15 protein-coding genes are annotated in these 14,276 nt (G+C 74.9%); 7 read left to right on the forward strand and 8 right to left on the reverse strand.

Going from position 1 to position 14,276, the window contains the following annotated elements:
* The first annotated feature begins 55 nt into the window (after positions 1 to 55).
* The 4 genes from BGO37_RS13795 to BGO37_RS13810 all read left to right on the forward strand — a co-directional run bounded on the left by BGO37_RS13795 (position 56) and on the right by BGO37_RS13810 (position 3,720).
* A complete protein-coding gene (locus tag BGO37_RS13795) occupies positions 56 to 508 on the forward strand; it encodes a DoxX family membrane protein (RefSeq protein ID WP_291755728.1) in 453 nt (150 codons plus the stop codon).
* A 68-nt stretch (positions 509 to 576) separates the two neighbouring features.
* Positions 577 to 1,854 (forward strand): 3-phosphoshikimate 1-carboxyvinyltransferase, encoded by a 1,278-nt coding sequence (gene aroA / locus BGO37_RS13800; RefSeq protein ID WP_291755730.1) that lies wholly within the window; start codon positions 577 to 579, stop codon positions 1,852 to 1,854.
* Positions 1,854 to 2,915 (forward strand): ribosome small subunit-dependent GTPase A, encoded by a 1,062-nt coding sequence (gene rsgA, locus BGO37_RS13805; RefSeq protein WP_291755731.1) that lies wholly within the window; start codon positions 1,854 to 1,856, stop codon positions 2,913 to 2,915. The genes aroA and rsgA overlap by 1 nt, the downstream gene beginning before the upstream one ends.
* Positions 2,916 to 2,925: 10 nt before the next feature.
* On the forward strand, positions 2,926 to 3,720 hold the full coding sequence (locus BGO37_RS13810; RefSeq protein WP_291755732.1) for an inositol monophosphatase family protein: 795 nt from the start codon (positions 2,926 to 2,928) through the stop codon (positions 3,718 to 3,720).
* A gap of 1 nt (position 3,721) precedes the next feature.
* Here the strand turns inward: BGO37_RS13810 and BGO37_RS13815 are convergent, their stop codons facing one another.
* The 8 genes from BGO37_RS13815 to BGO37_RS13850 form a co-directional block, all read right to left on the reverse strand.
* The gene (locus BGO37_RS13815; protein WP_291755733.1) at positions 3,722 to 4,498 is read right to left on the reverse strand and encodes an ABC transporter permease; all 777 of its coding nucleotides are present in this window, start codon (positions 4,496 to 4,498) and stop codon (positions 3,722 to 3,724) included.
* Positions 4,495 to 5,214 (reverse strand): ABC transporter ATP-binding protein, encoded by a 720-nt coding sequence (locus BGO37_RS13820; RefSeq protein ID WP_291755734.1) that lies wholly within the window; start codon positions 5,212 to 5,214, stop codon positions 4,495 to 4,497. Before BGO37_RS13820 ends, BGO37_RS13815 begins: the two co-directional genes overlap by 4 nt.
* A complete protein-coding gene (locus tag BGO37_RS13825; RefSeq protein ID WP_291755735.1) occupies positions 5,211 to 5,771 on the reverse strand; it encodes a TetR/AcrR family transcriptional regulator in 561 nt (186 codons plus the stop codon). Before BGO37_RS13825 ends, BGO37_RS13820 begins: the two co-directional genes overlap by 4 nt.
* A gap of 60 nt (positions 5,772 to 5,831) precedes the next feature.
* A complete protein-coding gene (locus BGO37_RS13830) occupies positions 5,832 to 6,581 on the reverse strand; it encodes an HAD family hydrolase (RefSeq protein WP_291755736.1) in 750 nt (249 codons plus the stop codon).
* A gap of 11 nt (positions 6,582 to 6,592) precedes the next feature.
* Positions 6,593 to 8,083: a glutamate--tRNA ligase gene (gltX, locus tag BGO37_RS13835; RefSeq protein ID WP_291755739.1), complete on the reverse strand. Its 1,491-nt coding sequence runs from the start codon at positions 8,081 to 8,083 to the stop codon at positions 6,593 to 6,595.
* A 151-nt stretch (positions 8,084 to 8,234) separates the two neighbouring features.
* Positions 8,235 to 8,654, reverse strand: coding sequence for a ribonuclease HI (gene rnhA, locus BGO37_RS13840; RefSeq protein ID WP_367188114.1), 420 nt, complete (start codon positions 8,652 to 8,654; stop codon positions 8,235 to 8,237).
* A gap of 20 nt (positions 8,655 to 8,674) precedes the next feature.
* On the reverse strand, positions 8,675 to 9,457 hold the full coding sequence (locus BGO37_RS13845) for a fumarylacetoacetate hydrolase family protein (protein WP_291755741.1): 783 nt from the start codon (positions 9,455 to 9,457) through the stop codon (positions 8,675 to 8,677).
* 29 nt (positions 9,458 to 9,486) lie between these two features.
* Positions 9,487 to 10,305, reverse strand: a complete 819-nt coding sequence (locus BGO37_RS13850; protein WP_291755744.1) for a methyltransferase domain-containing protein — start codon at positions 10,303 to 10,305, stop codon at positions 9,487 to 9,489.
* Between the two features lie 213 nt (positions 10,306 to 10,518).
* On the opposite strand from BGO37_RS13850, the gene BGO37_RS13855 reads away from it, so the two are divergent.
* From BGO37_RS13855 to ybaK, 3 genes are all read left to right on the forward strand, one after another.
* Entirely contained in the window at positions 10,519 to 13,041 is a 2,523-nt protein-coding gene (locus BGO37_RS13855; protein ID WP_291755746.1) for an RNA helicase, read from the forward strand.
* A gap of 165 nt (positions 13,042 to 13,206) precedes the next feature.
* Positions 13,207 to 13,773, forward strand: coding sequence for a VIT1/CCC1 transporter family protein (locus BGO37_RS13860; protein WP_291755844.1), 567 nt, complete (start codon positions 13,207 to 13,209; stop codon positions 13,771 to 13,773).
* Between the two features lie 7 nt (positions 13,774 to 13,780).
* The gene (gene ybaK, locus BGO37_RS13865) at positions 13,781 to 14,272 is read left to right on the forward strand and encodes a Cys-tRNA(Pro) deacylase (protein WP_291755748.1); all 492 of its coding nucleotides are present in this window, start codon (positions 13,781 to 13,783) and stop codon (positions 14,270 to 14,272) included.
* The last annotated feature ends 4 nt before the right edge of the window (positions 14,273 to 14,276 follow it).

The following is a 14,276-nucleotide window of genomic DNA, read 5'->3' on the forward strand; positions in this document are numbered from 1 at the left end:
CATTCCCCGCGGGCTAGCGTTGAGCAGGCTCCACCGTCCGACGAGGAGGGACACCGTGCTGCTGCGTCCGTTCGCCCGCCCGCTGTTCGCGTCGTGGTTCGTCGCGGAGGGGATCGACGCCCTCCGTCACCCGGCGGTGCACGCGACCGCCGGACGGGAGGGGCTGGCGGCGCTGCACGGGCACGTCGGCCGCCTCCCCGGGCTGAGCCAGTCGCTCGACCGCGCGCTGACGACGGTGACCGACACGCAGCTCGGGCTCGTCGTGCGCGCGCACGGTGCCGCGACGATCGTCGCCGCGGGTGCGCTGGCCACCGGCAAGGCGCCGCGGACCGCGGGCCTGGCGCTGGCCGTGCTGACGGTCCCGGTGGTCGTCGCCTCGCTGCCCGCCGGCCGCTCCGGTGGCGAGGCCGAGGCGCTGCGGCGGCGCCGGTTCTGGTCGTCCGTGAGCGCGCTCGGCGGCGCGCTGCTCGCCGCGGGCGACCTCGCGGGGCGCCCCGGCATGGCCTGACGCGTCCACGCTGCTCGCGAGGCGAGGGCGGCCGCGGCCGAGGACTGAAAGCGCCGTACCCTCAGCCCATGACCAGCACGTGGGCGGCACCGACAGCGTCCGGGCCGCTCGACGCCCTCGTCGAGGTCCCCGGGTCCAAGTCGCTGTCCAACCGCTACCTGGTGCTCGCGGCGCTCGCCGCCGGTCCGTCCCGCCTGCGGGGCGTCCTCGACTCCCGGGACACCCGCCTGATGGCCGGTGCGCTGCGCGCCCTGGGCACGTCCGTGACCGAGTCCGAGGCCGACTGGCTGGTCTCCCCCGGGCCGTTGACCGGCGGGGTGACGGTCGACTGCGGGCTGGCCGGCACCGTGATGCGGTTCCTGCCGCCCGTGGCGGCGCTCGCCGACGGCCTCGTGCGGTTCGACGGGGACGCGCAGGCCTACGCCCGCCCGATGGGTCCCGTGCTCGAGGCGTTGCGTGCCCTCGGCGTCCGCGTCGACGACCACGGCGAGGCCGGCCGGCTGCCGTTCACCGTGCACGGGCGCGGCGGGCTGACCGGCGGCTCCGTCGACGTCGACGCGTCCGGCTCCAGCCAGTTCGTCTCGGGCCTGCTGCTGGCGGCCGCGCGGTACGCGCAGGGCCTGACCGTGCGCCACATCGGCCCGACCCTGCCGTCGCTGCCGCACATCGAGATGACCGTCGCGGTGCTGCGGGCCGCCGGCGTGACCGTCGACGACTCGCGCCCCGGCATCTGGCGCGTCGCCCCCGGCGCCATCGCCGGCCGTGACGTGCGGGTCGAGCCGGACCTGTCCAACGCGGCGCCGTTCCTCGCGTCGGCGCTCGTGGCCGGCGGCACGGTGCGCGTGCCCGGCTGGCCGACGACGACGACGCAGCCCGGTGCGCTGCTGCCCGGGCTGCTGGAGCGCATGGGCGGGCGCTCCGCGCTGACCGACGGCGTGCTCGAAGTCACCGGGATCGGCGCCGTCCACGGCATCGACGTCGACCTGCGGGCCGCCTCCGAGCTCGCGCCGACGATCGCCGCCCTCGCGGTCCTGGCGGACTCCCCCACCCGGCTGCGCGGCATCGCGCACATGCGCGGCCACGAGACCGACCGGCTGGCGGCGCTCGCCACGGAGATCACCGCGCGCGGCGGCTGGGCCCAGCAGACGAGCGACGGGCTGGTCATCACGCCGCGGCCGCTGTCGCCCGGCCTGTGGCGGGCGTACGCCGACCACCGGATGGCCACCGCCGGCGCCCTCCTCGGGCTGGCCGTGGCGGGCATCGAGGTCGACGACGTCGACTCGACGGCCAAGACGCTGCCCGGCTTCGTCGGGATGTGGGCCGGGATGCTGGGGTCGCCCGCCTGATGGCGCAGCGACGGTACGACGAGTCCGACGTGCGGGTGCGCCCCGGGCGCGGCTCGCGGCCACGCACCAAGCAGCGTCCCGAGCACGCCGACGCCCGCACCGGGCTCGTCACCGGCGTCGACCGGGGCCGCTACGCCGTGCTCGTCGCGCCGTCCGACGACGAGCCGGAGCGCATGGTCGTCGCGATGAAGGCGCGCGAGCTCGGCCGCGAGCGCGTGGTGCCCGGCGACCGGGTCGACCTCGTCGGCGACGCGTCCGGCGAGCAGGGCACGCTGGCCCGCATCGTGCGGATCGGCGAGCGGCGCACCGTGCTGCGGCGCACGGCCGACGACACCGACCCCGTCGAGCGCGTCATCGTGGCGAACGCCGACCAGCTGGTGATCGTCACCGCGCTCGCCGAGCCGGAGCCGCGGCCGCGGATGATCGACCGCTGCGTCGTCGCCGCCTACGACGCGGGCATGTCGGCGCTGCTCGCCCTGACCAAGGCCGACCTCGAGGACCCCGCGCCGCTCACGCAGATGTACGAGCCCGTGGGCGTCTCCGTCGTCGTCACCCGCCGCGACGGTGACGCGATCGAGGGGCTCGACGACCTGCGCGCGGCCCTGGCCGGGAAGGTGTCGGTGCTCGTCGGGCACTCCGGCGTGGGCAAGTCCACCCTGGTCAACGCCCTCGTGCCGGACGCCGGCCGCGCGATCGGCGTCGTCAACGACGTCACGGGCCGCGGGCGGCACACCTCCACGTCGGCGGTCGCGCTGCGCGTGCCCGGGCCGGGGGCGGCGACCTGGGTGATCGACACCCCGGGCGTGCGCTCGTTCGGCCTCGCTCACGTCAAGGTGGAGCACCTGCTCGCCGCGTTCGCCGACCTCGCGGCCGTCGCGGACCGCTGCCCGCGCGGCTGCACGCACGCCGCCGACGCCCCGGACTGCGAGCTCGACGCCTGGGTGGCGGAGGCGCCCGACGAGCCGGCGAGCGCGGCACGGGCGGCACGGGTGGACTCGTTCCGCCGGCTGCTGGCGGCCCGCACCGGTGCGCCGGAGCCCGAGGAGCAGGCCGCCCGCTAGCGTGTCGCCCATGGCCCTGCGGTACGACGACGACCTGCGACTGGCTCACGTCATCGCCGACCAGGTCGACGCCCTCACCCTCGAGCGGTTCCACGCGCAGGACCTCCGGGTCGAGACGAAGCCGGACCTGACGCCGGTCACGGACGCCGACCGTGCCGCGGAGGAGATCGTCCGCTCCCAGCTGGGCCGCACCCGGCCGCGCGACGCGGTGCACGGCGAGGAGATGGCCGACACGGGCCACGGGCCACGCCGCTGGATCGTCGACCCGATCGACGGGACGAAGAACTTCGTGCGCGGCGTGCCCGTGTGGGCGACGCTGCTGGCGCTCATGGACGGCGACGAGGTGGTCGTCGGCGTCGTCTCGGCCCCGGCGCTGCACCGGCGGTGGTGGGCGGCCACCGGCTCCGGGGCGTGGACCGGGCGCGCGCTGTCGAGCGCGACGCCGATCCACGTGTCGGCCGTCGACCGGCTGGAGGACGCGTCGTTCTCCTACTCAGAGCTCGGCGAGTGGGAGCAGGCCGGGCGGCTGGGCGGCTTCCTCGACCTCACCAGCCGCGTGTGGCGCACCCGCGCCTACGGCGACTTCTGGTCGCACGTGCTCGTCGCCGAGGGCGCGGTCGACATCTCCGCCGAGCCCGAGCTCGCGCTGCACGACATGGCCGCCATCGTCCCGGTCGTCGTCGAGGCAGGTGGCCGCTTCACGTCGATCCGCGGCGTGCCCGGCCCGCTGGGCGGCTCGGCCCTCGTCACCAACGGCCTGCTGCACGACGAGGTGCTCGAGATCCTCGACCCGCTGCCGCGCTGAGCTATCGCGCGAGCTGGAGGCGGCGCCACGCCTCCACGGTGAGCGCCGCGCACGCCGCCCCGAAGGCCACGACGAGCGCGAGGGCCCCGGCGGGGACGCTGCCGGGGTGCATCGCCCACAGCGCCGGGCTGGCCAGAGGGAACCAGACCGAGCCGCCGACGAACACCCAGATCTGCGCGGTGACGATGGTCACGGCCGCGACGGCGACGCCCGCCAGGACGCTCCGTGCGAGCGTCGCCACGACGGCCGCCGCCAGCGAGATCAGCGCGGTGAGCAGGCCGAGGACGACGATCCGCGCGAGGCCCGCCGCCGTCGCGCCGGTGAGCGGGCCCAGGCCGAGCGCCAGCCCGGCGACGGCGAGGACGACGACGAGCGCGACGCAGACGAGCAGCGCCCAGCACAGGTGGACGACGAGCTTGGCGGTCGCGATCGCCCGGCGGCCCACCGGGAGCCCGAACAGCGCCGGCACCGTCCCGTCGGCGAACTCGCGGCCGACGAGCCACGACGCGCCCATCCCGAACGCGAACACGGACGCGGCGGCCGTGACCTGCGTCGACGCGAGGACGAGAGCGTGCCAGTCGGCTGCCACGACCTCGGGGCCGAGCTTCGCCAGGAGCTGCGCGCGCGCCTCGGGTGTCCCGCCGCCGCGCGCCGCGACGACGAGCGATGCGACGATCGCCGGGACTCCCAGGGCGAGCAGCAGACCGGTGACCCGCAGGGTCCACGACGCCCTCGCCTTGCGCGACTCGACCGCGAGCGCGGTGCCGAACCCCGTCATGCCGTCACCGCCTCGTGCACCTTGGCGAAGAAGGCCCGCTCGATGTCCACCCCGCCGGGATCGAGCTCGCCCACGAGGCGGCCCTCGGCGATGACGGAGATCCGGTCCGCGATGCGCGCCACCTCGTCCAGGTGATGGCTGGAGACGAGCGCGCCGGTGCCCGCCGCGGCGCGACGCAGGATCGCCTCGCGCAGCGTGATGATGCCTGCCGGGTCGAGGGCGGTCGTGGGCTCGTCGAGGACCAGCAGCCGCGGGCCGTGAGCCAGGACCGCGGCGAGGCCGAGGCGCTGCGCGTTGCCGGCGGACAGGCGGCGCACCTTCACGCGCGCGTACCTCGCCAGGTCGAGCTCGTCGAGCACGTCACCGACGGCGGCAGGAACGTCCCCGCGCGCGATGCCGTGCATGCGCGCCGCGAGCTCGAGGTTGGTCGTGCTGTCGAGCTCGCCGTAGGTCAGCGGGTGCTCGACGAACGCGCCGACCCCCGCCCACACCTCCGGGCCGGCGGCGCGGACCTCCGCACCCAGCACCTCGACGCTCCCCGCCTGCGGGCGCAGCATGCCGAGGACGAGCTTCATGAGCGTCGACTTGCCGGCGCCGTTGAGGCCGACCAGCGCGTGGACCTCGCCGGCGCGCACCGCGAGGTCGACGCCGCGGATGCCGGCGCCCCCGGGGTAGGTGTAGCCGACGCCGTCCAGCCGCAGCAGGGTCTCGGTCATGGCCGGTGCTCCAGGAGGTCGAGGGCGCGCAGGATCGTGGCGCCGAGGGTCGTGCCGGGGCGCGCCGGCCACCCGAGCAGCGCCGTGGTCAGGGCGCCCAGCAGGGCGGCGGCGCACACCGCCGCGTCGAGAGGGTCGGTGCCGCCGGCTGCCAGCGCCTCCGCGATCGCCGCCTCGGTCGCGGCCGTGCCCGCGCGGATGGCCGGCCGCAGGCTCGGCGTCGCCGCCCCCAGACTCACACGCGCGCGGAGCGCCTCGTCGTCGTCCAGCGGCTGGCCCTCCCACGCCGACCGCACGCCACGCGCGGCCCGGACCAGCGGCGGCAGGTCGGTCGGCTGCGCGGCGACGGCGGCGGCGATGAGCGGGTCGTACGGGTCGCCGACGACGACCGCGTCCTTGCTGCCGAAGTGCCGGTAGAAGGTCATCTCGGTGACGCCGACGCGCTCCGCGATCTGCGCCACGGTCGTCGCGTCGTAACCCTGCTCCGCGAACAGCTCGAACGCCGCGTCCGTCAGACGGGCGCGCGTCCGGGCGGCCTTCCCACCGGTCGTCGTCACCTAGAAAATGTGACTCACTAACATTCCGGCGTCAAGCCGGGCGCCGCGGCGAGCGCGCGGTCAGCCGAGGCCCAGCAGCGCCGGGAGCTCGGCGAGCGTGGTGATCACCGGGACGCCGGCGGCGGCGACCTCGCGGTCGTGGACGTGCACGCGCCGACCGCCCGGGCGGTCCAGCCAGATCCCGACGAGCCCGGCGGCGGCCGCCGCGGCGGCGTCGATGTCCAGCTCGTCGCCCACGTAGACCGTGCGCGCGGGGTCGGTGCCGAGGCGTCGGGCGGCCTCGAGGAACACCGCCGGGTCGGGCTTGCCGACGCCGAGGGTGTCGACGCCGACCAGCATCGGCACCCGGCCCCCGAAGCCGGTGCGGGCGAGCTTGTTCTCCTGGTAGGCGACGCCCGCGTTCGACAGCGCGCCGACCGGCAGCCCGGCCGCCAGCAGCCGGTCGACGAGCACGCTCGCGTCCTCGTGCGCCCGCCAGCCGGCGACGAACCCGGCGTCGAACACCTCGTCCCACGCGGCGAAGTCGGCCTCGCTCAGCGCCGGACCGCCGAACAGCTCGTGCAGCTGGTTCGCGCGCAGCAGCCGCTGCTCGACGAAGCCCAGCTCCCCGCGCGTGTACGCGCGGTAGTGGCCGCCGGTGTCGGCGCGCCAGGCAGCGAGCATCTCGTCGACGCGGTCCGCGGCGCCCGCCGGCAGGTAGGCGCCGGCGACCGCGGCCAGCGCGTGGACGAAGGCCCCGCGGGTGTCGACGAGCGTGTCATCGACGTCGAACAGCACGCCGTCGACCGGGCCGATCGACGTCGGGGCCACGCCGAGCGCCGTCACAGGGTGGCGCGCAGCCGCGCGATGCGGGCGAGCGTCGCCTCGCGGCCGAGGATCTCCATCGACTCGAACAGCGGCGGCGACACCCGCCGGCCCGTGACGGCCACCCGCAGCGGCGTGTAGGCGAACCGCGGCTTGACGCCGAGGCCGTCGACGAGCGCGGCGGCCAGCGCCTCCTGCGCGGCGGCGGCCGTGAACGACGGCAGGTCGGTCAGGGCCTTGGTGGCCGCGTCGAGGATCGTCGCGGCGTCCTCGCGCAGCCCGGCGCGGGCGTCGTCCTCGACCACCAGGTCGTCGTCGCCGACGAAGAGGAAGCCGAGCATGCCGACGGCCTCGCCGAGCAGCGTCATCCGCTCCTGGACCAGCGGGGCCGCGGCGGCCAGCCGCCGGCGCTCGTCGTCGGTCAGCTCGTCGTACGACGAGGCCGAGAGCAGGCCGGCCGGGGCCAGGTACGGCACCAGGCGGTCGCGGAAGTCGTCTGGCGCGAGCATTCGCACGTGCGCGGCGTTGATCGCCTCGGCCTTCTTCAGGTCGAAGCGCGCCGGGTTGGGGTTGACGTCCGCGATGTCGAACGCGGCGACCATCTCGGCCAGCGTGAACACGTCGTGGTCGGGCGCGATGCCCCAGCCGAGCAGCGCGAGGTAGTTGAGCAGGCCCTCGGGGGTGAACCCGCGCTCGCGGTGGAGGAAGAGGTTGGACTCCGGGTCGCGCTTGGACAGCTTCCGGTTGCCCTCGCCCATGACGTACGGCATGTGGCCGAACAGCGGCATCACCGACGCGATGCCCAGCTCGAGCAGCGCCCGGTACAGCACCACCTGGCGGGGCGTCGAGCTGAGCAGGTCCTCGCCGCGCAGCACGTGGGTGATGTCCATCAGCGCGTCGTCCACCGGGTTGACCAGCGTGTACAGCGGGTGGCCGGTCGAGCGGACGATGACGTAGTCCGGGACCGAGCCGGCCTTGAACGTCACCTCGCCGCGGATGAGGTCGGTGAACGTCACGTCCTCGTCGGGCATCCGCACGCGGATCACCGGCTCGCGCCCCTCCGCGCGGTACGCGGCCTTCTGCTCGGCGGTCAGGTCACGGTCGAAGCCGTCGTAGCCCAGCTTCGGGTCCCGGCCGGCGGCGACGTGCCGCGCCTCGATCTCCTCGGGCGTCGAGAACGACTCGTACGCGTACCCGCCCTCGACCAGCCGCCGGGCGACGTCCCGGTAGATCGCCATCCGCTCGCTCTGCCGGTACGGCGCGTAGGGACCGCCGACCTCGACACCCTCGTCCCAGTCCAGGCCCAGCCAGTGCAGCGCGTCGAGCAGCTGCTGGTAGCTCTCCTCGGAGTCACGCGCGGGGTCGGTGTCCTCGATGCGGAAGACGAACGTCCCGCCGACGTGCCGGGCGTAGGCCCAGTTGAAGAGCGCGGTGCGGATGAGGCCCACGTGCGGCGTCCCGGTCGGGGACGGGCAGAAGCGGACCCGGATCGGGGAGGTGTGGGTCACGGGGGTACAGCCTAGTTGCGAGCCCCGAGGCCCCCCGCCCTCCCGAGGTCGACGCGCGACCAGCCCGGCCTGCACCGAGGTCGATAGCTTCCGGCGACGTCGACAGACGCCACCGTCGCCGCCGAGCGGGACTATCGACCTCGGCGGCGGGTCAGCGCGGGACGCCGCGGTTGGCGAGCTCGTCGGCCTTCTCGTTGCCGGGGTCGCCGGCATGGCCCTTGACCCACACCCAGCGCACCTGGTGCCGGGCGAGCTCGGTGTCGAGCGCCTGCCACAGCTCCTGGTTCTTCACGGGCTTCTTGTCACGCGTCAGCCAGCCGTTGCGCTTCCAACCAGCCATCCAGGACGTCACGCCCTGCATGACGTACTGCGAGTCGACGTGCAGCGTCACCGGCACCGGGCGCGTCAGCGCCCGCAGCCCCTCGATGACCGCGGTGAGCTCCATCCGGTTGTTCGTCGTGACCTTCTCGCCGCCGAACAGCTCGCGCTCGTGGTCGCCCCAGCGCAGCCAGGCACCCCAGCCGCCCGGGCCGGGGTTGCCCTTGCAGGCCCCGTCAGTCCAGATGTCCACGCCCGCCTCGTCGGGAGCGGTCACCGCCGGATCACCGGGTTGCGCAGCACGCCGATGTCCTCGACCTCGACCTCGACGACGTCCCGCTCCACGAGCGGCCCGACGCCGGCGGGCGTGCCCGTGAGGATGACGTCGCCGGGCAGCAGCGTGAACACCTCGGAGACGTAGGAGACGAGGTAGGCGACGTCGAACACCATCTGCGACGTGCGGCCGTCCTGCCGGGTGGTGCCGTTGACGCGCGCGCGCACGAACAGGTCGTCGACGTCGAGGCCCGGCACGATCCACGGCCCGAGCGGGCACGCCGAGTCGAAGCCCTTGGCCCGCGTCCACTGCGCGTCGGTGCGCTGGATGTCGCGCGCGGTGACGTCGTTGGCCACCGTGTACCCGAACACCTTGCTCAGCGCGTCCTCCGCCGCGACGTTGCGGGTGACCTTCCCGATGACGACGGCCAGCTCTGCCTCGTGCTCCACCTGCTCGGACCAGTCCGGCAGGACGATCGGGTCGTCCGGCCCGATCACGGAGGTGTTCGGCTTGAGGAAGAGCAGCGGCGCCGCCGGCACGGCGTTGCCCAGCTCGGCGGCGTGCTCGGCGTAGTTGCGGCCGACGCCGACGACCTTGCTCCGCGGGATCACCGGCGCGAGCAGCCGCACGCCCTCCTCGGCGAGCCTGACGCGCTCACCGGTCGGCTGCGTGGCCTGGTACAGCGGGTCGCCGCTGACGACGATGAGCTCCTCGTCCCCGGGGTCGCCCTCGACGAGGGCGAACCGGGGGTCTCCTCCGGTGGTGAACCTGGCGATGCGCACGTCGCCACCCTAGGGCCAGCGGCCCGCTGCTAGGCCCGGGCGAGGACCTCGCCGTGGAGCACGACGAACCAGCCGTCCTGCTCCTCGCCCCACGCGCGCCAGGCCTCGGCGAGCTGCTCGAGCGCCACCTCGTCGGCCAGCCCGTGCGCGAGCGCGGCGCTCGCGAACCCGGACGCGACGCACCGGTCCGCCCACAACCGCGACCACCAGGCGCGCTCCACGGCGGTGGCGTAGCACCACGTGCCGGCGCCGACCTCGACGCCGTCCGGGTCGAACCCGGCCTCGCGGACCCACGACGACAGCCGCCGGCCCGCGTCGGCCTGCGCGCCGAGGGCGGCCGCGACCTCGCGGTACAGCTGGCGCCACTCCTCCAGCCCGTCGCTCTCCGGGAACCACGCGAACCCGCCGTAGTCGGAGTCGCGCACGGCGACGAGCCCGCCCGGCCGGGCGACGCGTCGCATCTCGCGCAGCGCGGCGACCGGGTCGGTGAGGTGCTGGAGCAGCTGGTGGGCGTGCACCACGTCGAACGACGCGTCGTCGAACGGCAGGCGGTACGCGTCCCCGACCTCGAACCGGACCGTGCCGACGCCCGCGTCCGCGGCGTGCGCCCGCGCCTCCTCGAGCACCTCCGGCGCCGAGTCCAGCCCGACGACCTCGCCGGGGGCCACGCTCCGCGCCAGGTCGACCGTCACGGTCCCCGGACCGCAGCCGACGTCGAGCAGGCTCATCCCCTCGCGCAGGTGCGGCAGCAGGTGGGTGGCGGAGTTCGCCGCGGTGCGCCAGCGGTGCGACCGCAGCACGGAGTCGTGGTGGCCGTGGAGGTACACGTCGGCGGGTCCGGTGCTCACGCTTTCATGCTAGGCACCCGGCTCACATGCCGGTACGCCCCCTCTCGCATGGCGAGATGCCCACGGATCCCTCGGCCACTTCGGTGCTTGCGCGCCGATTCGGTGCATCGATCCACCGATCCGGCGCGAAACCACCGATGCGGCGCCAAGCAGGGCGGCCCCACCGCCTGGCTCGTCGGCAGCCACCGTCCGCCGGGTGGCAGGATCGCGGGCGTGCCCACCGCCCTGCTCGCCGACCGCGTCCCGGCGGACCCCACCGACCCGGACGCCCTCTACGCCGCGTTCACCGGCTGGGCGGCCGACCGCGGGCTGCGGCTCTACCCGCACCAGGAGGAGGCGCTTCTCGCCCTGGTGACGGGCGAGCACGTCATCATCACGACCCCCACCGGCAGCGGCAAGTCGCTCGTCGCCGAGGCCGCGCACTTCGTCGCCTTCGCCCAGGGGCGCCGCACGGTCTACACCGCGCCGCTCAAGGCCCTGGTCAGCGAGAAGTTCTTCGCCCTGGTCCACGCGTTCGGATCGGCCAACGTGGGCATGATGACCGGGGACTCGTCGGTCAACCCCGACGCCCCGATCCTCTGCTGCACGGCCGAGATCCTCGCCAACCTCGCGCTCCGCGACGGCGAGGAGGCCGACGCCGCACAGGTGGTGATGGACGAGTTCCACTTCTACGCCGACCCGCAGCGCGGCTGGGCGTGGCAGGTCCCCCTGCTCGAGCTGCCGCGCACCCAGTTCGTCCTCATGTCCGCGACCCTGGGCGACGTCACGTTCTTCGCCGACGACCTGCAGCGGCGCACGGGCGTCGACGTCGCGACGATCACCGGCACGGAGCGGCCCGTGCCCCTGGAGTACGCGTACAGCGTCGAGCCCCTCCACGAGCTGCTCGAGGAGCTGGTGCAGACCCACCGCGCGCCGGTCTACGTGGTCCACTTCACGCAGCGCGAGGCCGTGGAGCGGGCGCAGGCGCTGGCGAGCACCACCGTCGCGACGCGGGCCCAGCGCGATGCGATCGCCGACGAGCTGGGCGCCTTCCGGTTCGGCCCCGGCTTCGGCCGCACCCTCAGCAGGCTGCTGCGCCTGGGCGTCGGCGTCCACCATGCCGGGATGCTCCCCCGCTACCGCCGCGTCGTGGAACGCCTCACCCAGCGGGGCCTGCTGCCGGTGGTGTGCGGCACCGACACGCTCGGCGTCGGCATCAACGTGCCCATCCGCACCGTGGTGCTGACGTCCCTCGTCAAGTACGACGGCGAGCGCATGCGCCACCTGACGGCCCGCGAGTTCCACCAGATCTCCGGCCGCGCCGGCCGGGCGGGCTTCGACACCCTCGGCGAGGTCGTCGTCATGGCCCCCGAGCACGTCATCGAGAACCGGCGGGCCCTGCTCAAGGCGGGCGACGACCCGAAGAAGGTCCGCAAGATCGTCCGCAAGCAGGCGCCACCGGGCCACGTCAACTGGACCGACAAGACCTTCGAGCGCCTGCGTGACGCGCCGCCCGAGCCGCTGACCTCCAGCTTCGCCGTGACGCACGCCATGGTGCTCAACGTGCTGGAGCGCCAGGCGCTGCATGGCGCCGACCCCGTCGCCGTCATGACGCACCTGCTGACCGCCAACCACGAGCCCGAGGCCAACCGCCGCCGCCACGTCCGCCGGGCGATCGAGGTCTACCGCTCGCTGCGGGCGTCGGGCGTCGTCGTGCGCGACGGCCACACCGTCCGGCTGGCGCACGAGATCCCGGCGACCTTCGCGCTCAACCAGGCGCTGTCGCCGTTCGCCTACGCGGCGCTCGACCTGTTCGACCCCACCGACCCCGGCTACGCCCACGACGTCGTCTCCGTCGTCGAGGCCACGCTCGACGACCCCCGCCAGGTGCTGGCAGCCCAGGAGAACCGCGCCCGGGGCGAGGCCGTCGCCGCGATGAAGGCCGAGGGCTACGAGTACGAGGAGCGCATGGCGCTGCTCCAGGACGTCAGCTATCCCAAACCGCTGGCGGAGCCCCTGGCCGTGGCGTTCGCCGCGTACCGCACGGGCAACCCCTGGGTGGCGGACCTCGAGCTCTCGCCCAAGTCCGTGGTCCGCGAGATGCACGAGCGCGCCATGACGTTCCCGGAGTACGTCAGCGAGTACGGGCTGGACCGCACCGAGGGCGTGCTGCTGCGCTACCTCGCCGACGCCTACCGCGCGCTGCGCCAGACGATCCCGCCGGAGCGCGCCACGGAGGACCTCGACGAGATCACCGACTGGCTCGGCGACCTTGTCCGGCGCACCGACTCCTCCCTCCTCGACGAGTGGGAGAGACTCGCCCACCCCGACGAGGAGGGCCCGCGGCCCGCCGAGGGCGAAGCCCCGCCGCCCCCGCTGTCGGGCACGCCGCGCGTGCTGCGCGCCCTGGTGCGCGGCGCGATGTTCCGCCGGGTCGAGCTCGTGGCGCGCGAGGACTGGGCCGCCCTGGAGCGGCTCGGGGACGCGGACGAGGAGGGCGTGCCGTGGACCGCCGCGCGCTGGGAGGCGGCGATGGCGCCGTACTGGGACGAGCACGACGAGGTCGGCATCGCCGCCCCCGCGCGCGGCCCGGCCCTGTTCCAGGTGGCCGAGCACCCGACGACCTGGCGCGTCGACCAGGTGCTCGACGACCCGGCGGGCGACCACGACTGGCGCATCGCGGCCGTCGTCGACCTGCCGGCGTCCGACGAGAACGGCGAGGTCAGGCTGCGGATCGCCGCCGTCGCACCCTTCTGAGCCCCGGGACCAAAGTCCCATGGTTAGGAGAGGCTAGCCTACGTTTGCGCAGGTCAGGGCAGGTTTCCCTCGCGTGACAAGCGGCGAGACGCCACGTACTCTCGCCCGGTGACCAGCCTCCCCGAGACCGCCACGGCCGACCCCTCGACCCCCGCCGTCACCGGCGTGGCACCGCCGGCGCGCGACGACGACGCGCTCCGCGTGGTGTCGGCCAGCGGGCTCAACTGGCTGCGCGCCGGCGTCCTGGGCGCGAACGACGGCATCGTCTCGGTCGCCGCGACCGTGCTCGGCGTGGCGGGCGCCACCTCGGAGGTCAAGGCGATCTTCATCGCCGGCATCGCCGCCCTCGTCGCCGGCGCCCTGTCGATGGCCGTCGGCGAGTACGTCTCGGTCTCGAGCCAGCGCGACGCGGAGCTGGTCGCCGCCCGGATGCGCGGCTTCGAGAGCCACGAGGTCGAGCTGACCAACCCCTGGCACGCCGGCATCGCGTCGCTGTCGGCGTTCGGCGTCGGTGCTCTCATCCCCCTGCTCGTCGTGCTCGCGCCCTGGGGCGAGGCGCGCAGCCTCGCGACGTTCGTCGCCGTCCTGGGCGCCCTCGTCATCACCGGCTGGGTCAGCGCCCGGGTCTCGGGCGCCGGTATCGGTCGCTCGGTGACGCGCAACGTCGTCGGCGGCAGCCTGGCCATGGCGCTGACCTACGGCGTCGGTTCGCTCGTCGGGCTCGCGGTCTGACACCCGGGTGCCACGCAAGGAGCAGGCAGGGACCCCCGCCCTCGTCGCCCTCGCCGCGGCCGGCGTGCCGCACACGGTGCACGCCTACGAGCACGACCCGCGCACGCCCGCCGGGTACGGGCTGGAGGCCGCGACGGTGCTCGGCCTCGACCCGGCCCAGGTGTACAAGACGCTGGTCGCGGAGGTGGACGGGCGCCTGACGGTCGCGGTGGTGCCGGTCACCGGGCACCTCGACCTCAAGGCCCTGGCGGCGGCGGTCGGCGGCAAGCGAGCCGTGATGGCGGAACGGCCCGACGCGGAGCGCGCCACCGGCTACGTCGCGGGCGGCATCTCCCCGCTGGGCCAGCGGTCCGCGCTGCCCACGGTCGTCGACGAGACGATCTACCTGCACGACGAGGTCTACGTCTCCGGCGGCCGCCGCGGGCTGGACGTCTGCCTCGCGCCCGACGACCTCGTGCGGCTGACCGACGCCGTCGTCGCGGACCTCGCCCGCGCCTGAGGCG

It is taken from the genome of Cellulomonas sp. 73-92 (assembly GCF_001898175.1).
GTDB lineage: Bacteria > Actinomycetota > Actinomycetes > Actinomycetales > Cellulomonadaceae > Cellulomonas.

Bases quoted from the DNA above. Each gene is read 5' to 3' on its own strand.
- aroA (WP_291755730.1), top strand. From the start codon at position 577: ATGACCAGCACGTGGGCGGCACCGACAGCGTCCGGGCCGCTCGACGCC.
- rsgA (WP_291755731.1), top strand. From the start codon at position 1,854: ATGGCGCAGCGACGGTACGACGAGTCCGACGTGCGGGTGCGCCCCGGG.
- BGO37_RS13815 (WP_291755733.1), bottom strand. From the start codon at position 4,498: ATGACGGGGTTCGGCACCGCGCTCGCGGTCGAGTCGCGCAAGGCGAGG.
- BGO37_RS13810 (WP_291755732.1), top strand. From the start codon at position 2,926: ATGGCCCTGCGGTACGACGACGACCTGCGACTGGCTCACGTCATCGCC.
- BGO37_RS13820 (WP_291755734.1), bottom strand. From the start codon at position 5,214: ATGACCGAGACCCTGCTGCGGCTGGACGGCGTCGGCTACACCTACCCC.